General features: G+C 43.0%; 14 protein-coding genes. 7 read left to right on the forward strand and 7 right to left on the reverse strand.

The genetic code is table 11. From position 1 onward, the window contains the following. The first annotated feature begins 5 nt into the window (after positions 1-5). From ND16A_RS06525 to ND16A_RS06515, 3 genes are all read left to right on the forward strand, one after another. On the forward strand, positions 6-686 hold the full coding sequence (locus ND16A_RS06525) for an ABC transporter ATP-binding protein (protein WP_033078183.1): 681 nt from the start codon (positions 6-8) through the stop codon (positions 684-686). Between the two features lie 70 nt (positions 687-756). Further along, positions 757-3,279, forward strand: coding sequence for an ABC transporter permease (locus tag ND16A_RS06520; RefSeq protein ID WP_033078184.1), 2,523 nt, complete (start codon positions 757-759; stop codon positions 3,277-3,279). A gap of 43 nt (positions 3,280-3,322) precedes the next feature. Continuing rightward, positions 3,323-5,752, forward strand: a complete 2,430-nt coding sequence (locus ND16A_RS06515) for an ABC transporter permease (RefSeq protein ID WP_033078185.1) — start codon at positions 3,323-3,325, stop codon at positions 5,750-5,752. Between the two features lie 120 nt (positions 5,753-5,872). On the opposite strand, the gene ND16A_RS06510 is transcribed toward ND16A_RS06515, so the two are convergent. Beyond that, complete coding sequence (locus ND16A_RS06510) at positions 5,873-8,227, reverse strand: penicillin acylase family protein (protein ID WP_052073162.1); 2,355 nt, start codon at positions 8,225-8,227, stop codon at positions 5,873-5,875. Between the two features lie 729 nt (positions 8,228-8,956). Between ND16A_RS06510 and ND16A_RS20695 the strand changes: the two genes are divergently transcribed. From ND16A_RS20695 to ND16A_RS06500, 3 genes are all read left to right on the forward strand, one after another. Next, entirely contained in the window at positions 8,957-9,103 is a 147-nt protein-coding gene (locus ND16A_RS20695) for a twin-arginine translocation signal domain-containing protein (protein ID WP_235282140.1), read from the forward strand. Further along, complete coding sequence (locus tag ND16A_RS06505; RefSeq protein WP_033078186.1) at positions 9,104-9,634, forward strand: hypothetical protein; 531 nt, start codon at positions 9,104-9,106, stop codon at positions 9,632-9,634. It abuts the gene before it with no gap. Positions 9,635-9,949: 315 nt separating this feature from the next. After that, positions 9,950-12,112 carry a M3 family metallopeptidase gene (locus ND16A_RS06500; protein WP_033078187.1) on the forward strand — a complete coding sequence of 721 codons (2,163 nt, stop codon included), beginning with the start codon at positions 9,950-9,952 and terminating at the stop codon, positions 12,110-12,112. Positions 12,113-12,628: 516 nt separating this feature from the next. Here the strand turns inward: ND16A_RS06500 and ND16A_RS06495 are convergent. Next, positions 12,629-15,457, reverse strand: a complete 2,829-nt coding sequence (locus ND16A_RS06495) for an ATP-binding protein (RefSeq protein WP_033078188.1) — start codon at positions 15,455-15,457, stop codon at positions 12,629-12,631. 201 nt (positions 15,458-15,658) lie between these two features. Further along, entirely contained in the window at positions 15,659-16,108 is a 450-nt protein-coding gene (locus ND16A_RS06490; RefSeq protein ID WP_033078234.1) for an Lrp/AsnC family transcriptional regulator, read from the reverse strand. Positions 16,109-16,215: 107 nt separating this feature from the next. On the opposite strand from ND16A_RS06490, the gene ND16A_RS06485 reads away from it, so the two are divergent. After that, positions 16,216-16,809, forward strand: a complete 594-nt coding sequence (locus ND16A_RS06485; protein ID WP_033078189.1) for a LysE family translocator — start codon at positions 16,216-16,218, stop codon at positions 16,807-16,809. A gap of 281 nt (positions 16,810-17,090) precedes the next feature. Here the strand turns inward: ND16A_RS06485 and ND16A_RS06480 are convergent, their stop codons facing one another. The 4 genes from ND16A_RS06480 to ND16A_RS06465 all read right to left on the reverse strand — a co-directional run bounded on the left by ND16A_RS06480 (position 17,091) and on the right by ND16A_RS06465 (position 21,609). Beyond that, a complete protein-coding gene (locus tag ND16A_RS06480; protein ID WP_033078190.1) occupies positions 17,091-18,887 on the reverse strand; it encodes a thiamine pyrophosphate-dependent enzyme in 1,797 nt (598 codons plus the stop codon). A 202-nt stretch (positions 18,888-19,089) separates the two neighbouring features. Beyond that, on the reverse strand, positions 19,090-20,376 hold the full coding sequence (locus tag ND16A_RS06475) for a sensor histidine kinase (RefSeq protein WP_033078191.1): 1,287 nt from the start codon (positions 20,374-20,376) through the stop codon (positions 19,090-19,092). Positions 20,377-20,440: 64 nt separating this feature from the next. Continuing rightward, complete coding sequence (locus ND16A_RS06470) at positions 20,441-21,166, reverse strand: response regulator transcription factor (RefSeq protein ID WP_152593887.1); 726 nt, start codon at positions 21,164-21,166, stop codon at positions 20,441-20,443. Positions 21,167-21,174: 8 nt separating this feature from the next. Then, positions 21,175-21,609: a DUF3019 domain-containing protein gene (locus ND16A_RS06465; RefSeq protein ID WP_052073164.1), complete on the reverse strand. Its 435-nt coding sequence runs from the start codon at positions 21,607-21,609 to the stop codon at positions 21,175-21,177. Positions 21,610-21,621: the final 12 nt, after the last annotated feature.

Genomic DNA, 21,621 nt, shown 5'->3' on the forward strand with positions numbered 1-21,621 from the left:
TAATTATGTTAAAGCTACACAACCTTTCAAGAGTATACCAAACCGACGAAGTTGAAACCGCCGCATTAAACAGTGTCAACATTGAAATTGAACAGGGTGAGTTTGTTGCCATCATGGGCCCTTCCGGCTGTGGCAAATCGACCTTATTAAATATTGTCGGCATGTTGGATAACCCGTCCGATGGCCAATACTTGTTTATGGATGAAGATATTTCTGATTACAGTGAAGCTCAGCTTGCCGCGATTCGTAAACATAACATCGGTTTTATTTTTCAAAACTTCAATTTGATTGAAGAGCTTTCAGTGCAAGAGAACATTGAACTGGCTTTGCTTTATCACAACATTCCAGCGGGTGAGCGCAAAGAGCGTGTCGCCAAAGTGATGGACAAAGTCGGCATCGCCCATAGAGCGAAACATATGCCCAGCCAATTGTCAGGTGGCCAACAACAACGGGTAGCGGTTGCCCGAGCCGTGGTTGGCGATCAAGCGATGATCCTTGCCGATGAACCAACCGGTAATTTAGACAGCGCCCATGGTCAGGAAGTCATGGAAATGCTGCAACAGTTAAACCAGGAAGGCACCACCATTGTCATGGTAACGCATAGCCCGGCGCATGCGGATTATGCCCGTCGTACTATCAATTTATTTGATGGTCATGTGGTGACTGAAAATGTACGTGCGGCTTAATTGTACTAATCCCCGTACTTATACCAGTAACAACAGCCTTAACATAAAATTGTAAAACAAGGACATCATCATGTTTCGTAATTACCTAATTACAGCGTGGCGCAACATTGTCAAAAACGGCATGTTTTCTTTCATTAACATCTTTGGTTTGGCCATCGGCTTAATGAGCTGTATTTTGATCATGCTGTTTGTGCGTGAAGAAACCGGCTTTGACCAATGGCTAAAAGATAGCGATCGTTTAGTTAGGTTGCACACCGCTTACATGATCCCCGACCGGCCAGAATTTTTAACGGTCAGATCGGCAGGCAGGATGATGGCAGCATTGCGTGATTACGCCAGCAATGAAATTGAAGATGGCGTTCGTATGCTTAATTTCGGCACCACGGTAAGGCAAAATAATGATGCCTTTCGCGAGCAACTCACCTTAGTCGATGGCAGTTTTTTCAATATTTTTGATTTGCCTTTTAAACACGGCAGCAAAGAATCGTCCTTCAAAAAACCGTTCGATTTAGTCATATCCGCGGAGCTGGCGCTAAAATATTTTGGCAAAACCGACGTTATCGGCCAAACCATGACCATTTGTTGTGTAGCTGACGAGCCGACAACGTTACCGATCACCGGGGTTATTGAAAACTTTCCTGGTGCTTCGCATTTCGACCCAGGCATGATTGTCTATTTGCAGCCATCGTTATTCGATGATGATCCGAGTGCGTTAGAAACCTGGACCAGTGTGAATGTTTATACCTATTTCAAAATGCGTCAAGGCGTGACAGTTGCTCAATTGCAGCAGCGCATCAATTATTGGGTAAACAATGAAAGCCCTTTCCCGAAAATGTTTAAAGAAAGCATGGGGGAAATGTCGGACGGCGTGCAACTCACTGACATTTTAAAACATCGCGCAATGTTAGTAGCCGACTTGCATTTAAAGGCAAAAGAGCATGCCGGTAACATCGGTGATTTAACGCCGATGGGTGACTTAAAGATGATTTATATCTTTATCATTGTCGCCGGTTTAATTTTGCTGATTGCCTGTATTAATTTCATGAATCTGGCAACCGCCAGAGCCAGCCAGAGAGCGCGTGAAGTGGCAATGCGCAAAGTGATGGGGGCGAGTCGTGGTCAGGTAGCAATTCAATTTTTAGGGGAAGCCATTGCCCTGGTGCTGATTTCATTATTGTTTGCCCTAGTTGCGGTAGAGGCTGCCTTGCCGCTTTATAACTCTGTGTTGGGACGAGAGCTTGAATTACGCTTATTTGACGATGCGGATTTATTTTTATCATTAATTGCGATTTCGCTATTCGTTGGAATCGGTGCGGGATTGTATCCGTCGATGTTTTTATCGCGTTTTTTACCGGCCCATATTTTACAATCAAGCAAAGGCGCAGAATCGAGTAGTTCCTCTAAACTGCGCAGTGTGTTGGTGATATTTCAATTTACCATGTCAATTTCGTTAGTCATTAGTACCGCCGTGGTTTACGGACAGACCATATTCGCCAACTCTATCGACGTGGGTTATGTCAGCGAAAACAAGCTGGTGTTAAACATCAGAAGAGCCGGTAATAACCTGGAGAGTTTAAAACAACAATTATTAAACTTAACCGAAATTGAAGACGTGGTCTTTTCTTCGGAATCGCCGACCCAAGACAATGAAAACAATAATTACTACAAGCTTGTCGGCAAACAAGACGACAGTAGCAACAATCGTGGCGAATTATTAAATCATCATGTCATGGGCTATGGTTTCTTCGAAGCGTACGACATTGCGCCAATTGCCGGCAGGTTATTTAATGAATCTTTTGGCACCGACCAAATAAACCGCTTGCCGGAAGGTGATGACAGCATGGGTAATGCTAACGTCATAGTAAACCAGTCTGCTCTTAAAAAATTCGGTTTTACCAGCCCGGAACAAGCGCTTGGCCAAACACTGGAGTCGGAAGTGTTTCGCGATCAGAAATTTCTGTTAACCATCATAGCTGTGGTGCCAGACGTATATTTTCGTTCGATCAAGTTTGGCGTTCGCCCAAGTGTGTATTTGTTAAACCCTGAACGTTTTCGCGTGGCAAGTTTAGTCTTCAAAACCAACGATGTCTCTTCGTTGTTGCCAAAAATTGAGAGCATCTGGAAAACCAATGTACCAATGCAGCCAATTAACCTGCAGTTTTTAAGCGAAATGATGAAAGCGCAATATGCCCAGGAATTAGCGCAAGCACGATTATTTGCCGCATTTTCGTTACTGGCTATTGTTGTTGCTTGTCTTGGCTTATATGGCCTTGCCGCCTTTACGGCAGAGCATAGAACCAAAGAAATCGGCATCCGTAAAGTCATGGGCGCAAGGGTGAGAGACATAGTGTCGCTGTTAATTTGGCAATTCTCCAAGCCGGTGATCATCGCCATGCTGGTGGCGTGGCCAGTGTCAGTGTACTTGATGTTGCAATGGTTAGAAGCGTTTCCTTATCGAATCGATACCTTTTGGTTATTACCTATTTGCCTGGTTGCCGGCGGCGGCGCGTTATTAATCGCCTGGTTAACGGTTGGTGGTAATGCGGCCAAGGTTGCCCGTTCAAATCCAATTAACGCATTACATTACGAATAATAAATAGCATTTAAATAAGTACAGATAGATTAAAGGAACTAGCATGTTTCAAAATTATATAAAAATAGCGCTACGGGCATTGGCAAAAAATAAACTCTATGCCGCGATCAACGTGATCGGCCTGGCCATTGGCCTTACCGTGTACTTATTCGGTGGCATCATTGCCGAGTATGAGAAAAACCATGACACCATGTATAAAAACCATCAGCGTATCTACACCGTTGGTTCCATTATGGCGCCTACCGCCAACATTGGGGTTAAGCAACTCGACAATACGTATTCCGCAATGGGGCCATTGATTGGTGCCGAACTGGAAGAACTGCAAGCCTTTGCCCGCACCATAAGGCGCGGCTACTTGTTAACCATAGGCGATAACCATTTTCATGAAACGGTAAAGTTTGCCGATAAAGAGTTATTGGATATTTTCGATTTTAACTACATAGCAGGCAACGCTAGCGCCCTGGCCGACCCAAATGGCTTGGTGCTAACCGCGGATACGGCAATGAAATTTTTTGGTCGCCTTGATGTGATTGGTGAAACCGTGTTACTTAACCATGAATTCGATTTACACGTCACTGCGGTGATTGAAGAAATCGCGCAAAACTCTCATTTCAATTCTTCATTCATTAGTGCGGGTGTCACCATGTTTGCACCATTAGCAGCGCTAAACCGTATCGATGACTGGGATTTGGCTGGTAACTGGAATAACATCAGTGGTGGTAACCAAGTGTACGTAATGACCAAGGAGGTGATGCCTCTTGAAGAGCTTAATAATAAGCTAAATGCGATTTTTGATCGTCACGTTGAGCCGGAAATGAAAGAAAAATTCATGGCCTCATTAAACGCGCACCACCTGAAAGACACCAACGCCGCGTTCTGGCAGATGGTTGGCATGCCCGTTATTGAAAGCATTCAAATTCTCGGCGTGCTAGTCCTGATTATTGCCATTGTCAATTACACCAACCTGGCTACGGCGCAAAGTATTGGCCGGGCCAAAGAAGTGGGGTTACGTAAAACTCTGGGGGCTGGTCGAGGTCAGTTAATGACCCAGTTTTTAACCGAAAGTATGACCATTGCCTTTATTGCGATGCTCTTGGCAATCGTATTTTTAGAATTGGCAGTACCACAATTTAATCAGGCAACCGATAAGGTTGTACTGCTCGATTATGTTGGCCTAATGCCCTGGCTACTCACCACTACGGTGATTGTCGGGCTCATCGCCGGTGCATATCCCAGTTTTTTGATCACCAAAACCACGCCAATCGATGCCTTAAGAGATACCAATGGCAAAGGCGCCAAAGGCAGCTTTTTCCGTTCGTTAATGATTGGTACTCAATTTATGCTGTCTATCTTTATGCTCGCCATCGTGATGATAGTGTTTTATCAAAATGAAAAAGTACAACAAAGCAGTGACATATATCCAAAAGATGAAGTGTTAGTGCTGGAGAAAATGGCGGTAGAATCGATTCGTAAAAGAGAAAATACGCTACGCAATGAGTTACTGCAACTCTCCGATGTTCGCAGTGTTACCTTTACCGCGCAAGTGCCATTTGAGCAAAGCAACAGCATGCGTGAAGTGAGTCGGATAAAAGGTGATGAAAACAGCGATGTGCAAGCGAATTTGAATGAAGTCGATCACGATTATTTAATAACCTTCGATGTCCCCTTAGTCGCTGGCAGAGACTTTTCAAGAGAGGTGCTCGGTGATGAAAGACGCGATCTGGAAAACCGCCGCGCCAACGTGATAGTGAACGTGTTACTTACTCATAAACTCGGTTTTGCCACGCCGGCAGATGCCGTTGGTCAAACGTTTTGGGGGGAAGCCGGCGAGCAAGAAGCGTTTCAATACGACATTGTTGGCGTAATGGAAGATCAAAACCTGTTAGGCCTGCATAATAAAATAAAACCCTGGATTTTTATCAATAACCCATACCCACACCGTTATGGTGCCATCCGCATTAAACAAGGCGCATCGGCAAACATTATTGCAGAAATTGAAGAGGCGTGGAAACGAGTATTACCCGACTACCCGATCCAACATAAATATTTGGATGGTTTGTTTAATCGACTCTATCAAATTTATAAAACCATGAATGGGGTATTAGCCGGGTTTGCGGGCATCGCCTTATTACTGGCACTGATCGGTTTGTTTGGCCTGGCGGCATTTATGGCGCGCTCACGCACTAAAGAGATAGGCATTCGCAAAGTCATGGGCGCATCATTGCCACAAATTGTTCGACTGTTATTATGGCAGTTCTCCAAACCGGTGATGTGGGCGATTATCTTTGCCTTGCCTTTGGCCTACTTTGCCTCAAACATGTATTTGCAATTTTTTGCCGAGCGCATCGACTTGCAAATACCGATCATTTTAATGTCAGGGATCGTCGCCGTTGGCTTAGCCTGGGTTGTTATCGCTTTACACGCATTTAAGGTGGCTAGAGCCAACCCAATTAGCGCATTGCGTTACGAATAAGCACTCAATTCTGGCTTGACCGAGTTAATGGTATGAATAATACCGTTAACTCGGTCTCCGATAACACCCCAGAGTTACACCACAATGAAATCATGGTGGGCATTTACCGCGATTTAAACATCACTCCCCAGCGATGACAAGCGTTTGTCTGGCATTCGCTTTTACATCTTCTGCTTTAAAATAGATGTCTCGCCAGTTTTTATCGGCAAAGCGTTGTGTCTGATTCGCGTACTCTGCACTATTTGGATTTTCTTTTTGCCCATAGGTTAAGAATGCCTGAGCTTGCGGGCCTCGTTCGGTGTAAGCTAAAGAATAGATAAAGCTTGTGCCATAAGTAATAGGGTAGCCTTTGTCGGTTAATTTCGACCAGTCACTCAGAGCTTTACCCTGCACCACTGGTACTTCGGTATCTTTCCAGCCCATGGCGAGCAAGTTAGCAACGCCTTCAGCACCAAAGCCGCCATGTATCGGCACTTGTGTCTCTCCCCGGTAGGCAATTTGCGCATCTCCTAACGTCGCATCCAGTGTATAGCCGGCTCGCTCTAATAGTTGCGCCGCTTGCTTGAGTGCTTGTAACGCCAATGGCTTATCACTTAAGCCATAGGGGGTTTTTACTGGGTTTTGTGGGTCAAACTTATGGGCAAATAGAGACTTTTTATTCGACTTGGTTAGCGTTTTATAGGCTTGTAGCCACTCTCTAAATAACAGTGCGCCTTTACTCGCTTTATCAAAGTGTCCGTTAAATGTTTTTATCACCTGACATGCTCTACTGCTGCCCATTGGTTGTGCACATGCAGCAATCAATTCTGGCAGTAACAACTGCGCACTTAATGCCTGATTCGATAAAATGCTCTGCTGTAATTCTTGCAGTGAGAATTTACCATCGCTGCCCTTTGCTGCGGCTGATTCTAAATGTTCAATATTCATTCTGGTACGTAAACTGCGAGGAGTATCTACGGCACCGTATAATGGCGAATAATTGCTTAATGGTTGATTCGGGTTACTTAGCCAGTAACTATCGTTTGAATTAAACACATAATCTGCTCGCGTTATTTGCGGTCGCTGAGCAAAAGGAACCGTCGCGGGTACGGGTACCGAGTCATCTTGCACCCAGTCAAACAAAGCGCGGCTGCCATCTAATAGGGTTAACCTCCTATCATCATATAAGGTTTTTACCATTGCATTGTTATCATAGCTTTGTTGCCAGCTCTTGATTGCCTCAATAGATAAGTGGCCAACCGAAGAGTTGTCTAGATATACGGCATCACCTTCTTTACTGGTGGCAATGGTATTCACCCAAGGCATGGCATTGTATTGTTGATGTGCATATTTAAACTCCTGCATTGAGTTCGCCTTGCCCATCGCGAACCATTGCTCAATGAGCACACTATTTTCCAAGTTGGCATCTCTTACCGCAAACGCGGTGTTTTCGCTCCACTTTAACCCCGGAAATTGCACAATGGGGCCATGATGACTAAACCAAACGTCTTTAACTACAGACTCTATTTCGCCGCTTTGTTTATCAATAACTTCAACCGTAACGGTGTCACTGCTAAGCGCTTTATATTGCCCTTCGTACAAATATGAAGTGGCATTGCCTGCTTTGAGTTGTAACTTGTATAGTGCTATGCGCTGGCTATTAGAAACGGTATGAGACCAGGCAATATTGTCATTGAAACCTATCAATACATTGGGGATGCCGGTAATACTCACCCCATAAATATCAAATTGTCCCGGTATCGTTAGATGCTTTTCCCAAAAGCGGTTGGTACCAAACCAAGGATAATGGGGGTTACCTATCAACATGCCTTTGCCCGTTGCCGACAATTGCTTCCCTATCGCCCAGGCGTTTGAGCCCATACCCGCCAGGCTTGTGTGTGATTCAGATTGGGCTAATAATTCATCCGAAATAAAATCAACCGCGGCACTATGGTTTGTGCCTGGTGGTGTTGCCGAGTAGATAGCTGCCGCTATTCTCGGTAGGGTTTGACTGACATGATACGAACGTAAATAGATGTCTTGTGCCGAAATAGGCTTGACCCAGTTGCTACCCGAGCACCAAGACTCAAAGTTTGGGTTTTCCGTTAAAAAGCGGTTAAAGCCGGCAGCATACCCGGTGAGCATATCTTTGACATTAGCACTCAATTTCGGGTAGTTGGATTCAGTTCTTTGCGGTAATTTTAACGCTTTTACCACAGTGTCCTCCATCACGTATTGATTACTTTTGCCAGCACCAAGGTACTTGGCTTTTTCCCCACGGGCTGTGATCATCGACCATGAAATGTTGCATATTTGATCTTTGGCGGCGGCATAGCCTTCACCGTAGCCTAAGCTGGCAAAATCTTTCGCGCTAATATGAGGGATACCAAACTCAGTGTAAGTGATAGTCGCCTGATACTTATTGTCGACAACAGAGTCAGACGGTTGCGAACAGCCGGTTAACGCCAGCAATCCAATAAAAAATACGTTTTTCATATTTCATTCCTTTAATATCAAAATTGCATGTTTTAAATCAACGTTCATTTAACGCCATGCCTGTTAACTTGCGCTTAACAGTGTCTTTTTTTTGTGTTGAAAAGTGATCGTTCGAAGAAGGCCTTAACGGCTAGCAGTCCCCGGAAATCACCAAAAACTTGTGTTTTTACAATAACATCATGTATTGTGACTGTTCAAATTATTAAAGCTGATATGCAGACATAACAGCTAAAAAGAGCGCCGTCATCCCTGAGGAGCATAAGCGACATCAGGGACCTCCTGAACAGAAACAGAGCATATAAGGTATTGTTTATAAGCACGTTATAACCGAATGGAGGTTGCGGCCTTCGCCGCAATGACGTGGTTAATTGTTTCTGTTACTTCCCTGTTCACCTGAAGTTTGGAAAAGTGTATAGCTGCTTATGGCTCTTTCTTAACGGTCATGTTTGAACCACTGTTCTATTTGTCTATTCACAATACACAAATTGTTACGTTTCAACTTTTATCTGTGTCAGTTGCTGTGCTAACTTCGTACTATAAAAATAATTAACTTATACCAAATTGGTATAAACGATTTAACAGTAAGATCAAGCACTCATTATCCCGAGTAACGCTTAACTAAATCAGATAATTATATTTTACTAAAATTAAAAAACTTACCTCTGCTCAATGACATAGATAAATATGTCATTGAGCCGTTATTAATATTTAACAGATATAGATTGGAAGGTGGATAGACGTAATTTTATTAAATTTTCTGGTATTGGCATGGGCGCTATTGCCTTACCAATGACCGGGAATATAGTATCGGCAGCCGAAATGCTCGATACCCCGATGGACATTGCTTACAAGAAAAAATGGCAGATATTGCTTTAAATGCCGCCAAATCAATTGGCGCCAGCTATTGTGACGTGCGCATTGGCCAATTGGGTTAGTCAGCAGCGGGCAAAAGTGATCGTACATACCCAGATCAGTAAAGATAAATATTTATCGCAACGATATAATATTGACGCTAACGCCGATATATCTTTTAGTCCTGAGCTGCTGGCAAAGCAAGATTTGCTCATTGTTAATGGCGCAAGTTTATTATCAATGAACTCTCTACAACAGCAATGGTTAGCTAGCGCCGTTGATAATGGTTTAGGATTGCTGGTACTCGCCGATCAACAATTAATAGAACAGATGAAAGGTGCACCGCTAGACATCCTCAGTGCGTTTACCCTAACCGAATCTGCACAAAGTGCCCCCCGTACTTACCCCGTTTGGTCACAATCGCAAACATTAGATAAAACTTCCGATGTGCCATTAACTCGGATAGCGGCAACCTTGAGGGTAGCTCAAGGCAAAGTGCTCATCGCTGACAAAGAGCCTTTGAACGTAGCAAAAAACCATAAGCACTATCGATAAATAGCCAGCTGCCTTGGGATACGTGCCATTAACGGTTAATTTTAACGTTCGGTCTAAGTTTAAATGGCATGTCCTGATCTCGATATCCAATGGTTTTGTCATGCAATAACAACTAGACACGACTCCAGCTGTAATCATTTCGTAACAACTTTGACTTATTTGCTTACAAATTAAGTACTATCGATATAACTAAAAATTTTACAACTCGCCAACTTTGTTATAAAAACGTTGTCGAATAATAATTTTTAGTCTCAGCATAGATACTTTTACTGAAAAAGATAATGAGACAGTAATAACATTACTACAGGAAATGAAATGAAAGCACGTATTTTAACGCCAATTGCCTTAGCAATTGCTCTTGCTGGTTGTAATTCAGCAACAACGGAAACTGCCGCTAGCGCTACAGTCGCTCAACAAACAGTCAACGTTGAAGCTAGCAACCCATTTTACCAGGAATATGATACTCCGTTTGGCATTCCACCATTTGAAAAAATCAACATTGGCCATTATCAGCCAGCAATGGAAAAGGGCATCGGCGAAATAAAAGCCGAAATAGCCGCAATTACCGATAACCCGGCAGCACCTACATTTGAGAACACCATTGAAGCAATGGAAAAAGGCGGCGATTTACTGGATAAAGTAACGAACACCTTTTATGGCTTAATTGGCTCAATGTCGACGCCTGAGATGCAGGCGATTTCAAAAGAAATGTCGCCTAAGTTCTCTGCTATGAGCGATGACATTAATTTAAACGACAAATTATTCCAACGCGTTAAAACCGTATTTGATCAAAAAGAGTCACTAACTCTTAACACCGAACAAAAAACCTTATTAGAAAAAACTTATAAAGGCTTTGTTCGTGCCGGTGCTAACTTAAACGCAGCCGATAAAGAAACCTTACGTGGTTTAAACCAGAAAATTTCTGCATTAAGCATTCAGTTTGGTGAAAATTTATTAAATGAAACCAATGATTTTGAATTAGTTATTGATAATGAAAAACAACTCGACGGTTTACCTGAAAGCATTGTTGCCGCAGCCGCAGCTACCGCAACGGCGCGTGGCCATGACGGTAAGTGGGTATTCACCACTCACCGTCCAAGTTTCTACCCATTCGTAACTTACTCAACCAACCGTAAGTTACGTGAGCAGTTATTCTATGCTTACACTCACCGAGGGGATAACGACAACGCGAACGATAACAAAGCGATCGCTGCAGAAATGGCATCACTTCGTTACCAGCGTGCACAAGTACTGGGTTATAAAACTCACGCCCATTACGTACTTGAAAACAACATGGCAAAAACACCTGAAAACGCTTACGGCTTATTAAACAAAGTTTGGCCGGCATCATTAAAACGGGCGAAGCAAGAAGTTGCTGATATGCAAGAGTTTGCCGAGTCGCAAGGCGCCGACTTCAAGCTGGAAGCATGGGATTGGTGGCACTACTCGGAAAAAGTGAAAAAGATGAAATATGCTTTAGACGAGTCAATCACTAAACCGTACTTTGAATTAAACAACACCATGCAAGGCGTATTCTATACCGCCAACCAGTTATGGGGTGTTGAGTTTAAACAACGTGATGACCTACCTAAGTATCACCCGGATGTTACTACCTATGAAGTGTTTGATAAAGATGGCTCTTCAATCGGTATTTACATGACAGATTTTTATGTTCGTGAATCGAAACGTGGCGGCGCCTGGATGAGCTCATTCCGTAAGCAATTTAAAATGTACGGTGAGGACGTTCAGCCAATTATTTATAACGTTTTAAACTACCCTGCGCCAGTAAACGGTGAGCCGGTATTATTGACGTTTGATCAAGCATCTACTTTATTCCACGAATTTGGTCACGCGATTCAGGGCTTATTATCTGACGGTCACTACCGTTCGTTAACGGGTACATCTCTGCCACGTGATTACGTAGAATACCCATCACAAGTGATGGAAAACTGGATGACCGAGCCACAAGTGTTAAACAACTTTGCCAAGCACTACAAAACCGGCGAAGTGATCCCGGCCGAACTGGTAGAGAAAATTCAGGCTTCAGGTAAATTTAACCAGGGCTTTGCGACTACTGAGTATATGGCTGCCGCTTTACTTGATTTAAAATGGCACACCCTTGAGACGGCTGAATTGCAAGACGCTGACAAGTTTGAAGCCGATACCCTGGCGGAATTAGGTTTAATTAACGAAATCGCGCCACGCTATCGTTCAACCTACTTCTCGCATATCTTTGCCGGTGGTTACTCTTCAGGTTACTACGGCTACATCTGGTCAAATATTTTTGATGCTGATACCTGGGAAGTCTTTAAAGAAAAAGGAATTTTCGATCAAGACGCTGCTAACGGCTATCGGGTAAACGTGCTGCAAAGTGGTGGTACCGAAGATCCAATGACCATGTACAAACGCTTCCGTGGTAAAGAGCCAAACCCACAACATTTACTTGAGCGTCGTGGTTTAGTGTCTAACGGCAAGTAAGTCATTCACTATCCTTAATCAAAAAGCCAGCTAACGCTGGCTTTTTTCTTAATGCAACGAGGTACAGGGTACAGGGTACAGGCAGCCTAGTTGATGCTGATCGTTTGCAAATATAACTAAGCCTAATTTGAAACCTATGTTCAAAAAGTAACTTCACTTATCGCTCACGCAAGCGGCCCGAAGCCAGTAGCCCGAAGCCCGCAGCTTACCTGTTAAATCTAAACGCTCTATCCGCTTGCGGTGACTGCCTGTACCTTGTACCCCGTACCCTGTACCTTTCATTCACACTATCTGCCCAAAGCCAGTAGCCCGTAGCTTATCTGTTAAATCTAAACGTTCTATTCGCTTACGGTGACTGCCTGTACCTTGTAGCCCGTACCCTGTACCTTCCATTTACACTATCTGCCCGCAGCCAGTAGCCCGATGCCCGCAACATATCTGTTAAATCTAAACGTTCTATTCGCTTACGGTGACTGCCTGTACCTTGTACCCCGTACCCTGTATCCTGCTTTGCCACTATGATTGCTGAATATGGTCAATTTCTTCAAGCAATTCTGCGATCAATTCATTGCTCAATGTTTTTGAGGGTAATGGTTGAGACGTTTTGAAATTCACTTCCAGCTTGATTGCAATATCAGATAACTTTGGAAAACCGAACATCGCGGCAGACCCCGCAAGCCGGTGCACCTGTTGTTGCAATGCAGCCCAATCCTGGCTAGTGCTAAAGTTAAGTAAATGTTGCTTATCAAGGGTTAAATCGGCTTTATAATTTTCTACCAAATCTGATATATCGATACCTTTAAAGGCATCATCAATGCTTAATTGCAGATTGGCTTTACTAAAATGCTCAAATAGCGTGGTCACAAATTCACTTCTTTCAATTGGCTTTTTTAGGTGACCATTAAATCCTAAAGACAGGTAATGTTTTACTTCATGCGACATGGCGTTGGCGGTTAACGCGATTATAGGTTTCGCGCAGCCTAACTCTCTTAACTTTACTAACGCTTCTATGCCATCCATTTCTGGCATTTGAATATCGAGTAACAATACTTGCGGATCATGTTTTAAGTAGAGCTCTATCGCTTGCTTACCATTTTTTGCGCTAACCACGTCCAGGCCTAAACGGCTAAGAAAGCGGGCAATTAACCGTCTATTGTCGTCATGATCTTCGGCCAGCAGTATGGTGCCAGTTATTTTCTCAGTAAGCAGGTTCAGTTCAGTCTTTCGCTGCTTTGCTGCAATCAAAGCATTTGCTTTTATATAAGGAAAACTAAAGGTAAAGGTGCTACCCACATTAAGGGTACTGTTTAAGTTGATTTCACCGCCCATCATTTTGGCCAGTTGCATTGACAAAAACAACCCTAAGCCGGTACCGCCAAAACGTCTGCTGATACTGCTATCAGCTTGTGAAAAGCTGTTAAACACGCTTTTTTGCTGCTCTTTACTCATGCCAATGCCGGTATCGTTGACAATAAAGACTAAATGATTGTGTTCTTCTGAAATGGTTAAGCTCACCCTGCCGTTATTGGTAAACTTGATCGCATTGGAGCAAAGGTTGATTAATATTTGACTTAAACGTAAACCGTCAGCATTAAAGGTAAATGCTGCTGGCAGGGTATTTTTGATGACAAACTCTAACTGTTTTGATTTTGCCTGCTCGCTAAACATGTTGGCAAGATCTTGCATCATCACATCGAGATTTTGGCCACGGATATCTAATTCAAGCTTATCCGCTTCAATTTTACTGATATCGAGAATATCATTCACCAACTGCAATAAATGCATGCCATTAGCATGAATTACGTTAACTTCTGCGGCAACATCCTGCTTGCTGACTTCACCGTTAATTACCGCTTCTGACTGACCAATAATGGCGGTAAGCGGGGTTCGAATTTCATGACTCATATTGGCCAGAAATTGGCTTTTTATGTTATTGGCTTGTTTTAACTGTTCAGTTCTCTGCTCTAACTCATGGGTTCTTTCTTTTACTTGGCTGGCCAAGCGCAATTGGGTGCTTAGCTCTTTTTTACGGCGGTAAATTAAGAAGACGATGATCGATACAAATATTAGCGCCACCAGCATAAAATTTCGACTTTGCTCGGTTTGTTCGCTCTGTATTTGCTGAAAGGCTTTGTCTTGTTGTAATGTTTTAACCTGATGTGCTAATTGATCCGATTCAAATTTAACCAGCTTTAAATTAAAATTATTGTTATAGCCATCATCAACCTCTTTTCTAAATGCTTTGCTTATGTCGATGGCTTGCTTTGGCTCTTGTCTGGCGGCATGAATTAAGGCAAGTAATGATAAATTTTCTAACATCAAGGCTTTGTAATTGGTTCGTATAGCCAATTCATTCGACTGCTTGGCATAGTCAAATGCTTGCTCAATTTCCCCCTGATGAAACAGTCCCTTAGCCAGTTCGTACAAACAGTTGGCCAAAGCCCCCTGATGCTTTTGTTGTTCGCTCAAGGCAATACATTTTCTCGAATAATCAATCGCACTCTCTATAAGCCCCATCTGGCTGTACAAACCGGCCATATTATTTAATTCTGACGCCAGGTGATAAGGTTGCTCACTGCGTTTATAGTAATTTAATACTTCTAAGTTATATTGCTCGGCTAATTGATACTTGCCTGAATTTTTATAGGCAATTGCCAGGTAACTCTTTGCCTGGGCTAAACCATCTTGATCATTTAATGCAATTCTTTTTGCGATAATCTGCGGCAGTATTTCAATGGCTTTATCATACATTTTTAACGTTAAATACAAGCCTGATATATTAAAACGGATATCCACTTTATCATCTTCATCACCGTATTGCTGATAGATATGTTCCGCTTTTTTAAAAGTGGTTAACGCATGTTCCATATCCCCCATATTATTTTGCGCCAGGCCAATATTGTTATAAAGATGTGCCTGCTTAAGGTATTGGTCAGTGTTTTGGTAGTAATTTAAGGAGGCACGATAAGCCCTCAATGCTTGCGGAAAGTCACCTTTAAAATAGTTAAACACGCCGATTAACTTATAAGCATCGGCTTCCTCTTGCTTTAAGTTATTAGCACTGGCTAGTTGTTGCGCTTGCATAAACGTTGCAATTGCACCATCTAAATCACCAAGGGCGTGATGGCTATGGCCTATTACCGTTAAAATCGACAGGTGTTGTTTGCTAGTGAGAAATGAATCAGCGATTAATTGCAGGGCTTGCTCGATAACAACAGACTTATCTTCTATGGTTTCAATATCTGCCAATCGTTGCTGAACACTGTCAAGTTGTGCAGAGACCGCGTTGGCTAGGGAGATATAAAATATCATCGATATCAAGAGTATTCGTACAAAGCTAAACATAACCCTACCTAACAGCCTTTTATTTTAATCTTTAATCACAAATGAATAAGAGCAAATTGCTCAGATAAATTGAAGTCGACTAATAGTAGGGAAAAAACCGATCAGAAACAAACATTTGCAGGCTAAAATTTTGATTTATTGAAATGATTTACCCTGTTTACTTTAAAAATTTCGTCATTATAGCGATGTGCTCTGGGTAAATTAGCGGTCATCTTTGGCCGAATCCATCACCACAAAAGTTGTGATTGCGTGCACTTGTGGTAACACGCCCAGCACATCGGTATGAAATTTTTTATAGGCAATTAAATCGGTGGTTTCCACTCTTAACAGGTATTCGTAAGAACCGGTAATGTTATGGCATTCCCGCACTTCAACGGAGCGAGTGATCGCTTGCTCAAACGCTTCTTGCGAATGTTTGGTATGATCCGACAAGCCGACACCAACGTAGGCAATACAACCAATACCTAATGCTTTGTGGTTTATCACGGCCCGATAGCCAACTATGATACCTGAACGCTCTAATTCTTGTACCCGGCGTAAACAGGCAGAGGCCGAAAGTCCAACACGAGTGGCAAGCTCGGCATTACTGATACGGCCATCACTTTCCAACTCACGCAATATTCTTTTGCTTATGCTATCTAATTCAATCATATGTTGCATATATAGCAATAATTTCACAAACAACGCAAGATAATTTCGTCGATAAGGCCTTATAATTGCAACATACCAATTTGATTAAGTCTTTAAGGAATTACTCTATGCAGTTAGAATTACTCATGGCGCTTGCGGCTTTTGCCTTTGTATCATCCATTACGCCCGGCCCGAATAATTTGATGTTAATGTCTTCAGGTGCAAATTTTGGCTTTCAACGCACCATACCGCATATGTTAGGCGTTGGTCTGGGTTTTACCTTAATGGTGGTGTTAGTGGGCATTGGTTTAATCCAACTATTTGATCTTTATCCAATAAGTTATACGGCATTGCAAATTTTTAGCGTCGTATATTTGTTATATCTCGCCTATAAAATAGCCACAGCAACATCGCCAGACGCAAACCATGAAAATAACGCGACACCAATAACCTTCATCCAAGCGGTGCTATTTCAATGGGTGAACCCAAAAGCCTGGACTATGGCGTTAACCGCGATAAGTGTTTACTCACCAGAACGTAGCTTTGAATCGATTGCCATAGTCGCTGCCATTTTTGGTGCCATCAATTTACCGTCGGTGAGCGTGTGGACCATTTTGGGCCAGCAACTCAGGCGTTTACTCAGTAATAGCCGGCAGTTACGCATTTTCAACATAACCATGGCAAGTTTGTTGCTGGCTTCGCTGTATCCACTTGTTGGCTAAAGGCTAAAGGCTAAGGGCTAAGGGCTAAAGGCTTCGGGCAGCATTAGTATTGTTACACGATAAGTAAACTCATCAAACATACAGCCAGTTGCCAGTAGCTCATTGCTAGAAGCTTCCCCCCAGGCGCCCTGCCGGTCCGGTATAAGTACATCTAAGTACAAAATATTAATAGCTTCTGGCTACGGGCTTCGAGCTTCGGGCAGCATTCGAATTGTTACACGATAAGTAAATTCATCAAACATACAGCCAGTTGCCAGTAGCTCGTTGCCAGAAGCTTAAGTTTAAATTGCTTTCAGCTTCTGCCACCTTTGCATCGCTTCAGGGTTGCCATTTTGCGCTTGAATGTATAAATTCAACATTTGAATTTCATCGCATTGATATTGCGGGTCGAGATCTGCCGGCACTTCGATTAGCGTTATGCCTTGACTTTCCGTCACCGCTTGCTCAAAGATTTGAGTAAATTGCCCTACGGTTTCGCAATGATGGCCTTTGCCGCCATAAGCGCTGATCAGTTGCAACACATCAAACTCAGGGGTTGAACAATGATAAATTTCGCCTTCGCCACTTTTGCCTAAATGATAGATATCATTGCGCATATAGAGAACTATCAGGTTGAGCTGTTCTTTTTGGAAGTGGATCAGTTCATTCAGTTGAAAATGAAAACCACCATCACCGGTGATCAGTACGGCCACATCGTCAGATTGTTGCTGCTTTAACGTCTTACAAACGGTTCTGGCATAAGGCAAACTCGTGCCCATCGCAGCATACCAGGGGTTGGTCAGCCAACTCCGGCCGATGCTGGATTTTTTCGTGGTCAAACCATAAGAAGCAAAATAGGAATTACCAATTTCGGGCAAATAGATAAAAGGCTTTTCGCTATTTGATTGAATATGATTGAGCACTGAGCAAAGGTTATGAAAATCAAACTTTGCCAAATCATCAATTTTCGCAAAACTTTTCGCGGGCAACGTCAGTTCACACCGATCAATTTCCGCAACGAGTAAACTACTGAAAATATTGATAATTTCCTGTTGATTTTGCACCGTACCTTTGATCACGGTTTTATTACTAAATGAGTCAATTTCATGGGTACCGGTATTAAACGCCGAACTGGTATCCTGAGCATGGATACTGGTATCTACTTCAATAATATAATCGGCCTGGTGCTCAATGTAATGTCGATTGTCACTACTGCTGAATACGCCGTTATAGGTACCAAGACATAGCGAGTCAAATTCATCAAACAAGCCTTTGGCAAACCAGGTGGTGGCATAAGGAATATTAAATTTATGACAAAATTGCATTAATTGCTCACGCAACTGCCGATTCAGTTTTACGTTTTCACCAATAAACACTAACGGATATTGCGCATGCTTTAACTTCTCAACAATATGCTCGGCAATGAATGACTCGCCTTCTAAGACAAAGGTATTTCTGCTGATCAAATCAACACTTTCAGGCAAAGCCAGGGCTTGGGTTTTTTGGAAGACCAAATCTCTTGGGATCTCGATAAATACCGGCTCTTTGTTCAAATAAGCATGCACAACCAATTGAAAAAAGCGCTCAGCTGCCATATTCGGTTGGCCAACGGCCCTTGCGCCTTGCAAGCGCTCGGCTTTCATCCCCAGGGCACGAAACGACTCCAAGGCACAATCATATTCTGCCCGCCAGGTAGACGAAGAGGCGACGGTATGATGAATAGTATGGGTGGATATTTCACTCTCGCCAGGTGCGCCAGAGATGAATATCACCGGTAGTTTTTCGGTGATCGCCAGGGCCGCAGCACTGGTACAAGGTAAACTTCCTACGGTGTAGGTGGTTAACGCGGCGCCAATGCCGTTAATTTCAGCGTGACCACAGGCATTAAAACCGGCATGCATTTCATTACTCGAGGGCGACAGCTGCAAGCCATCTTTAAAGGCGGCAATTAAATTGGCGGCAAAGTCGCCTCCTACGCCGTACAATTGTGTGCATTGGAAAAATTGTAGAACTTCAACAATCGCTTCGCCTAGTGTTGGTAAGGTTTGCGCGTATTTTTCGCCAAAGTTATTTTGGTAATGTGAATTTATATCGGTCATTGTCTTCCCCAAGTTTGCGATCATCTCTGGTTAGTTAAATGTTCGCAGGATGCTATTTATGGGTTACATTTTCACCGTTAAATTGTTTGCGAGTTTGAGCTGTATCAATAATTTCAGCAATAGAAATATGCCTATCGTTAATTCAGTCACTTATCCGTAAATAAAGTGTTACGCCATTTGTAAACCTTATTAGCAAATATTATTAATTGGCTGGCAGGATAATTTTAAATTGGGCGCCTGACAACACCGTGGAATCACTAATTTCGATTTGTCCATGATGCCAATCGATGATTCTCTTGACCATAGCTAAGCCAATGCCATGGCCGCTTTGTTGCTGCTTTTTCTTACCCCGCACAAAAGGTTTGAGGATATCAATTCGCTCCTCTTCGTCAATGCCTTCGCCGTTATCGTCAATGGTGATAATGACAGTATTTTTTATTTGCTCTAACCTCACCCGTACTTTGCCATTGCCGTATTTCACCGCATTTTGTAGCAAATTATTGCACAGCATAATCATGTACGATTCGTCGCTGGTAAGTGCATATTGACCCGGCAAGGTTTGCAATTGAATGTCAGCCATTTCAGAAAAACCATGATTAATGCAAGTAGCCATAACGGTTGCAATATCGACGGCAGATTTATTAATGTCGAGCATGCCCTGATCCAGGCGAGCATAGGTTAATAGGGTTTCGACTAATCGGGTCATCTCATCGACGTTATTGCTAAGCTTTTGTTGGTAGCGCTCTCTAAGTATTGGATCCTCCTCTTCGGCTAGGGTGTCTATGCCAAAGCGTATTCTCGCTAAAGGCGTTCGTAAATCGTGGGACACCGCGCTGCTGAGTAATTTTACATCGCTGACTAAATCTTCAATGCGTTGTGCCATGTGATTAAATTCAGTCTCAATATCACCGATATAGGAAATAGAACCAAGAGAAATGCGCTGTTCTAGATTTCCTGCACCAAAGGATTTTGCCGCTTTCCTTAAGGCCAGTAATTGTTTGACCAAAGGGTATACCCAAAGTAAAAACATCGACAACAGGGCAAGATAAAATAAAATCGTAAATAAATATTCTGACGCTTGGTCAGCAACTTTAAAATTAAGCAGTGGCGCTGTTAAGGTCATAATTTCATCGGTTGCCGACAAATAATAATGAAAGGTCAAATGCTCATTGCTTTCTAATAATAACGGTTGTCCCTGTTTCACTTGCTTGAGCAAAGCTGATGGCATCGGCAAGCTTTTTACTGGCGTTAAATTAAGCTGGTACTGCTGCTGCCCTTCAGACCATTGCCTTACAAACTCATGCCGATTCGATAAGTGCGCAAGCGTGATTGCCAGCTCTGCGCCCAACTGCTCGATAATTTTAACTTTATCGACATCCTGAGTTTGATCTCTTGCTGAGTATTGCTCATAGAGCTGGTCAAACAACCAGCCCAAACCAACGGTGGCGAGCAAAACCACGACAACCAACGAGTAAGTTAAGGTGCGCATTTGATCTCCTTTTCAATCGTTCGAGCAAGCAAGTGCGTGGTAAATATGCAGGTAAGAATCGCCATTACCAGGTATCTTTCACGAACAAGTAACCTTTACCCCAAATGGTTTTAATGCGGCTTGGCTCTGCCGGATTGTCACCAAGTTTTTTGCGCAGCCGCGACACTTTCAAATCCACAGAACGGTCGAAACCATCATAATCAAAACCTCTTAATTGGCTGATTAGCTGTTCTCTTGACACTATTTGCCCGGCTTGTTGGGCTAACAGCCACAACACATCAAATTCATTGGAAGACATTTTAATTGCCACGCCGGCAAGCGAAACCGACATTGCCGCTTTATCAATGATCAAATTATCAAACTGCAGGTGTTGTTTGCTTAGCGAACTGTTATTGTTAATACCAGTAACCGCTTTCGCCTGCTGGCGTTCAATGTTTTTGCGCACTCTGGTCAGCAAAGCTCTGGCCCTTACCGGTTTGGTTAGATACTCGTCGGCGCCCATTTCCAGGCCTAACACTTCATCAATTTCTTCATCCCGGGCCGTTACCATAATGATGGTGTTCGTAAACTCGGGGCGAACCGCTTTACAAACATCAACACCATCTAAGTTAGGCAGCATACCATCCAAAATGACAACATCAGGATTTAGCTGTTGAATAAGCTTCACCGCCTCAACGCCGCAATGGCAGACACTCACCTGATAGTCTTTCGCTTGCAGATATTCTTGCATCCACTCGGCCAATTCACGATCGTCTTCGACAATAAGAATTCTTGCTTTGTCTTGTTCCATTTGCACTCCTAAAATATCCGCCATGATGAGCGAGATCTAGAGTTTTTCTTGTATACCCAGGCCATTTCTAATTCAACAGTTGCGATAGATTTGTTACTGCCGTGGGCTTTTAGTATAAATATGACGTTTTGATTTGCTACAATTTCTTTTTTAAATTCGCCTTTATCATCTTGTTGCCAACACGTTAGCGGCGAACGTTGTTGTGATGAAAACAAACAATAGTCGCCTATTTCTGGCGTTCGCCATTGCAGTTCAATATCTACATAGCACTTTTTGCCTTGATGCAAAGCGATGCATTGCTTCGGTGATAATTTCAACATTGGCACAGTAGAGTCTGCTTTACTATTGAAACTAAGCAACAATCCTAGCATGGTAATCACAATACGCAGTATAAGGGGACAATTGGTGGTGATTGAACACCATTTTTTAATCAGAAAATTCATCGAATGCTCCCA

The organism is Thalassotalea sp. ND16A (genome assembly GCF_000764205.1).
Classification (GTDB): Bacteria; Pseudomonadota; Gammaproteobacteria; order Enterobacterales; family Alteromonadaceae; genus Thalassotalea_A.

What these genes read in the sequence shown, in the direction of transcription:
- ND16A_RS06475 (WP_033078191.1), bottom strand. Translation starts at nt 20,376, where the DNA reads ATGCGCACCTTAACTTACTCGTTGGTTGTCGTGGTTTTGCTCGCCACC.
- ND16A_RS06510 (WP_052073162.1), bottom strand. Translation starts at nt 8,227, where the DNA reads ATGAAAAACGTATTTTTTATTGGATTGCTGGCGTTAACCGGCTGTTCG.
- ND16A_RS06465 (WP_052073164.1), bottom strand. Translation starts at nt 21,609, where the DNA reads ATGAATTTTCTGATTAAAAAATGGTGTTCAATCACCACCAATTGTCCC.
- ND16A_RS06525 (WP_033078183.1), top strand. Translation starts at nt 6, where the DNA reads ATGTTAAAGCTACACAACCTTTCAAGAGTATACCAAACCGACGAAGTT.
- ND16A_RS06470 (WP_152593887.1), bottom strand. Translation starts at nt 21,166, where the DNA reads ATGGAACAAGACAAAGCAAGAATTCTTATTGTCGAAGACGATCGTGAA.
- ND16A_RS06495 (WP_033078188.1), bottom strand. Translation starts at nt 15,457, where the DNA reads ATGTTTAGCTTTGTACGAATACTCTTGATATCGATGATATTTTATATC.
- ND16A_RS06515 (WP_033078185.1), top strand. Translation starts at nt 3,323, where the DNA reads ATGTTTCAAAATTATATAAAAATAGCGCTACGGGCATTGGCAAAAAAT.
- ND16A_RS06500 (WP_033078187.1), top strand. Translation starts at nt 9,950, where the DNA reads ATGAAAGCACGTATTTTAACGCCAATTGCCTTAGCAATTGCTCTTGCT.
- ND16A_RS06490 (WP_033078234.1), bottom strand. Translation starts at nt 16,108, where the DNA reads ATGATTGAATTAGATAGCATAAGCAAAAGAATATTGCGTGAGTTGGAA.
- ND16A_RS06480 (WP_033078190.1), bottom strand. Translation starts at nt 18,887, where the DNA reads ATGACCGATATAAATTCACATTACCAAAATAACTTTGGCGAAAAATAC.
- ND16A_RS06485 (WP_033078189.1), top strand. Translation starts at nt 16,216, where the DNA reads ATGCAGTTAGAATTACTCATGGCGCTTGCGGCTTTTGCCTTTGTATCA.
- ND16A_RS06505 (WP_033078186.1), top strand. Translation starts at nt 9,104, where the DNA reads ATGCCGCCAAATCAATTGGCGCCAGCTATTGTGACGTGCGCATTGGCC.
- ND16A_RS06520 (WP_033078184.1), top strand. Translation starts at nt 757, where the DNA reads ATGTTTCGTAATTACCTAATTACAGCGTGGCGCAACATTGTCAAAAAC.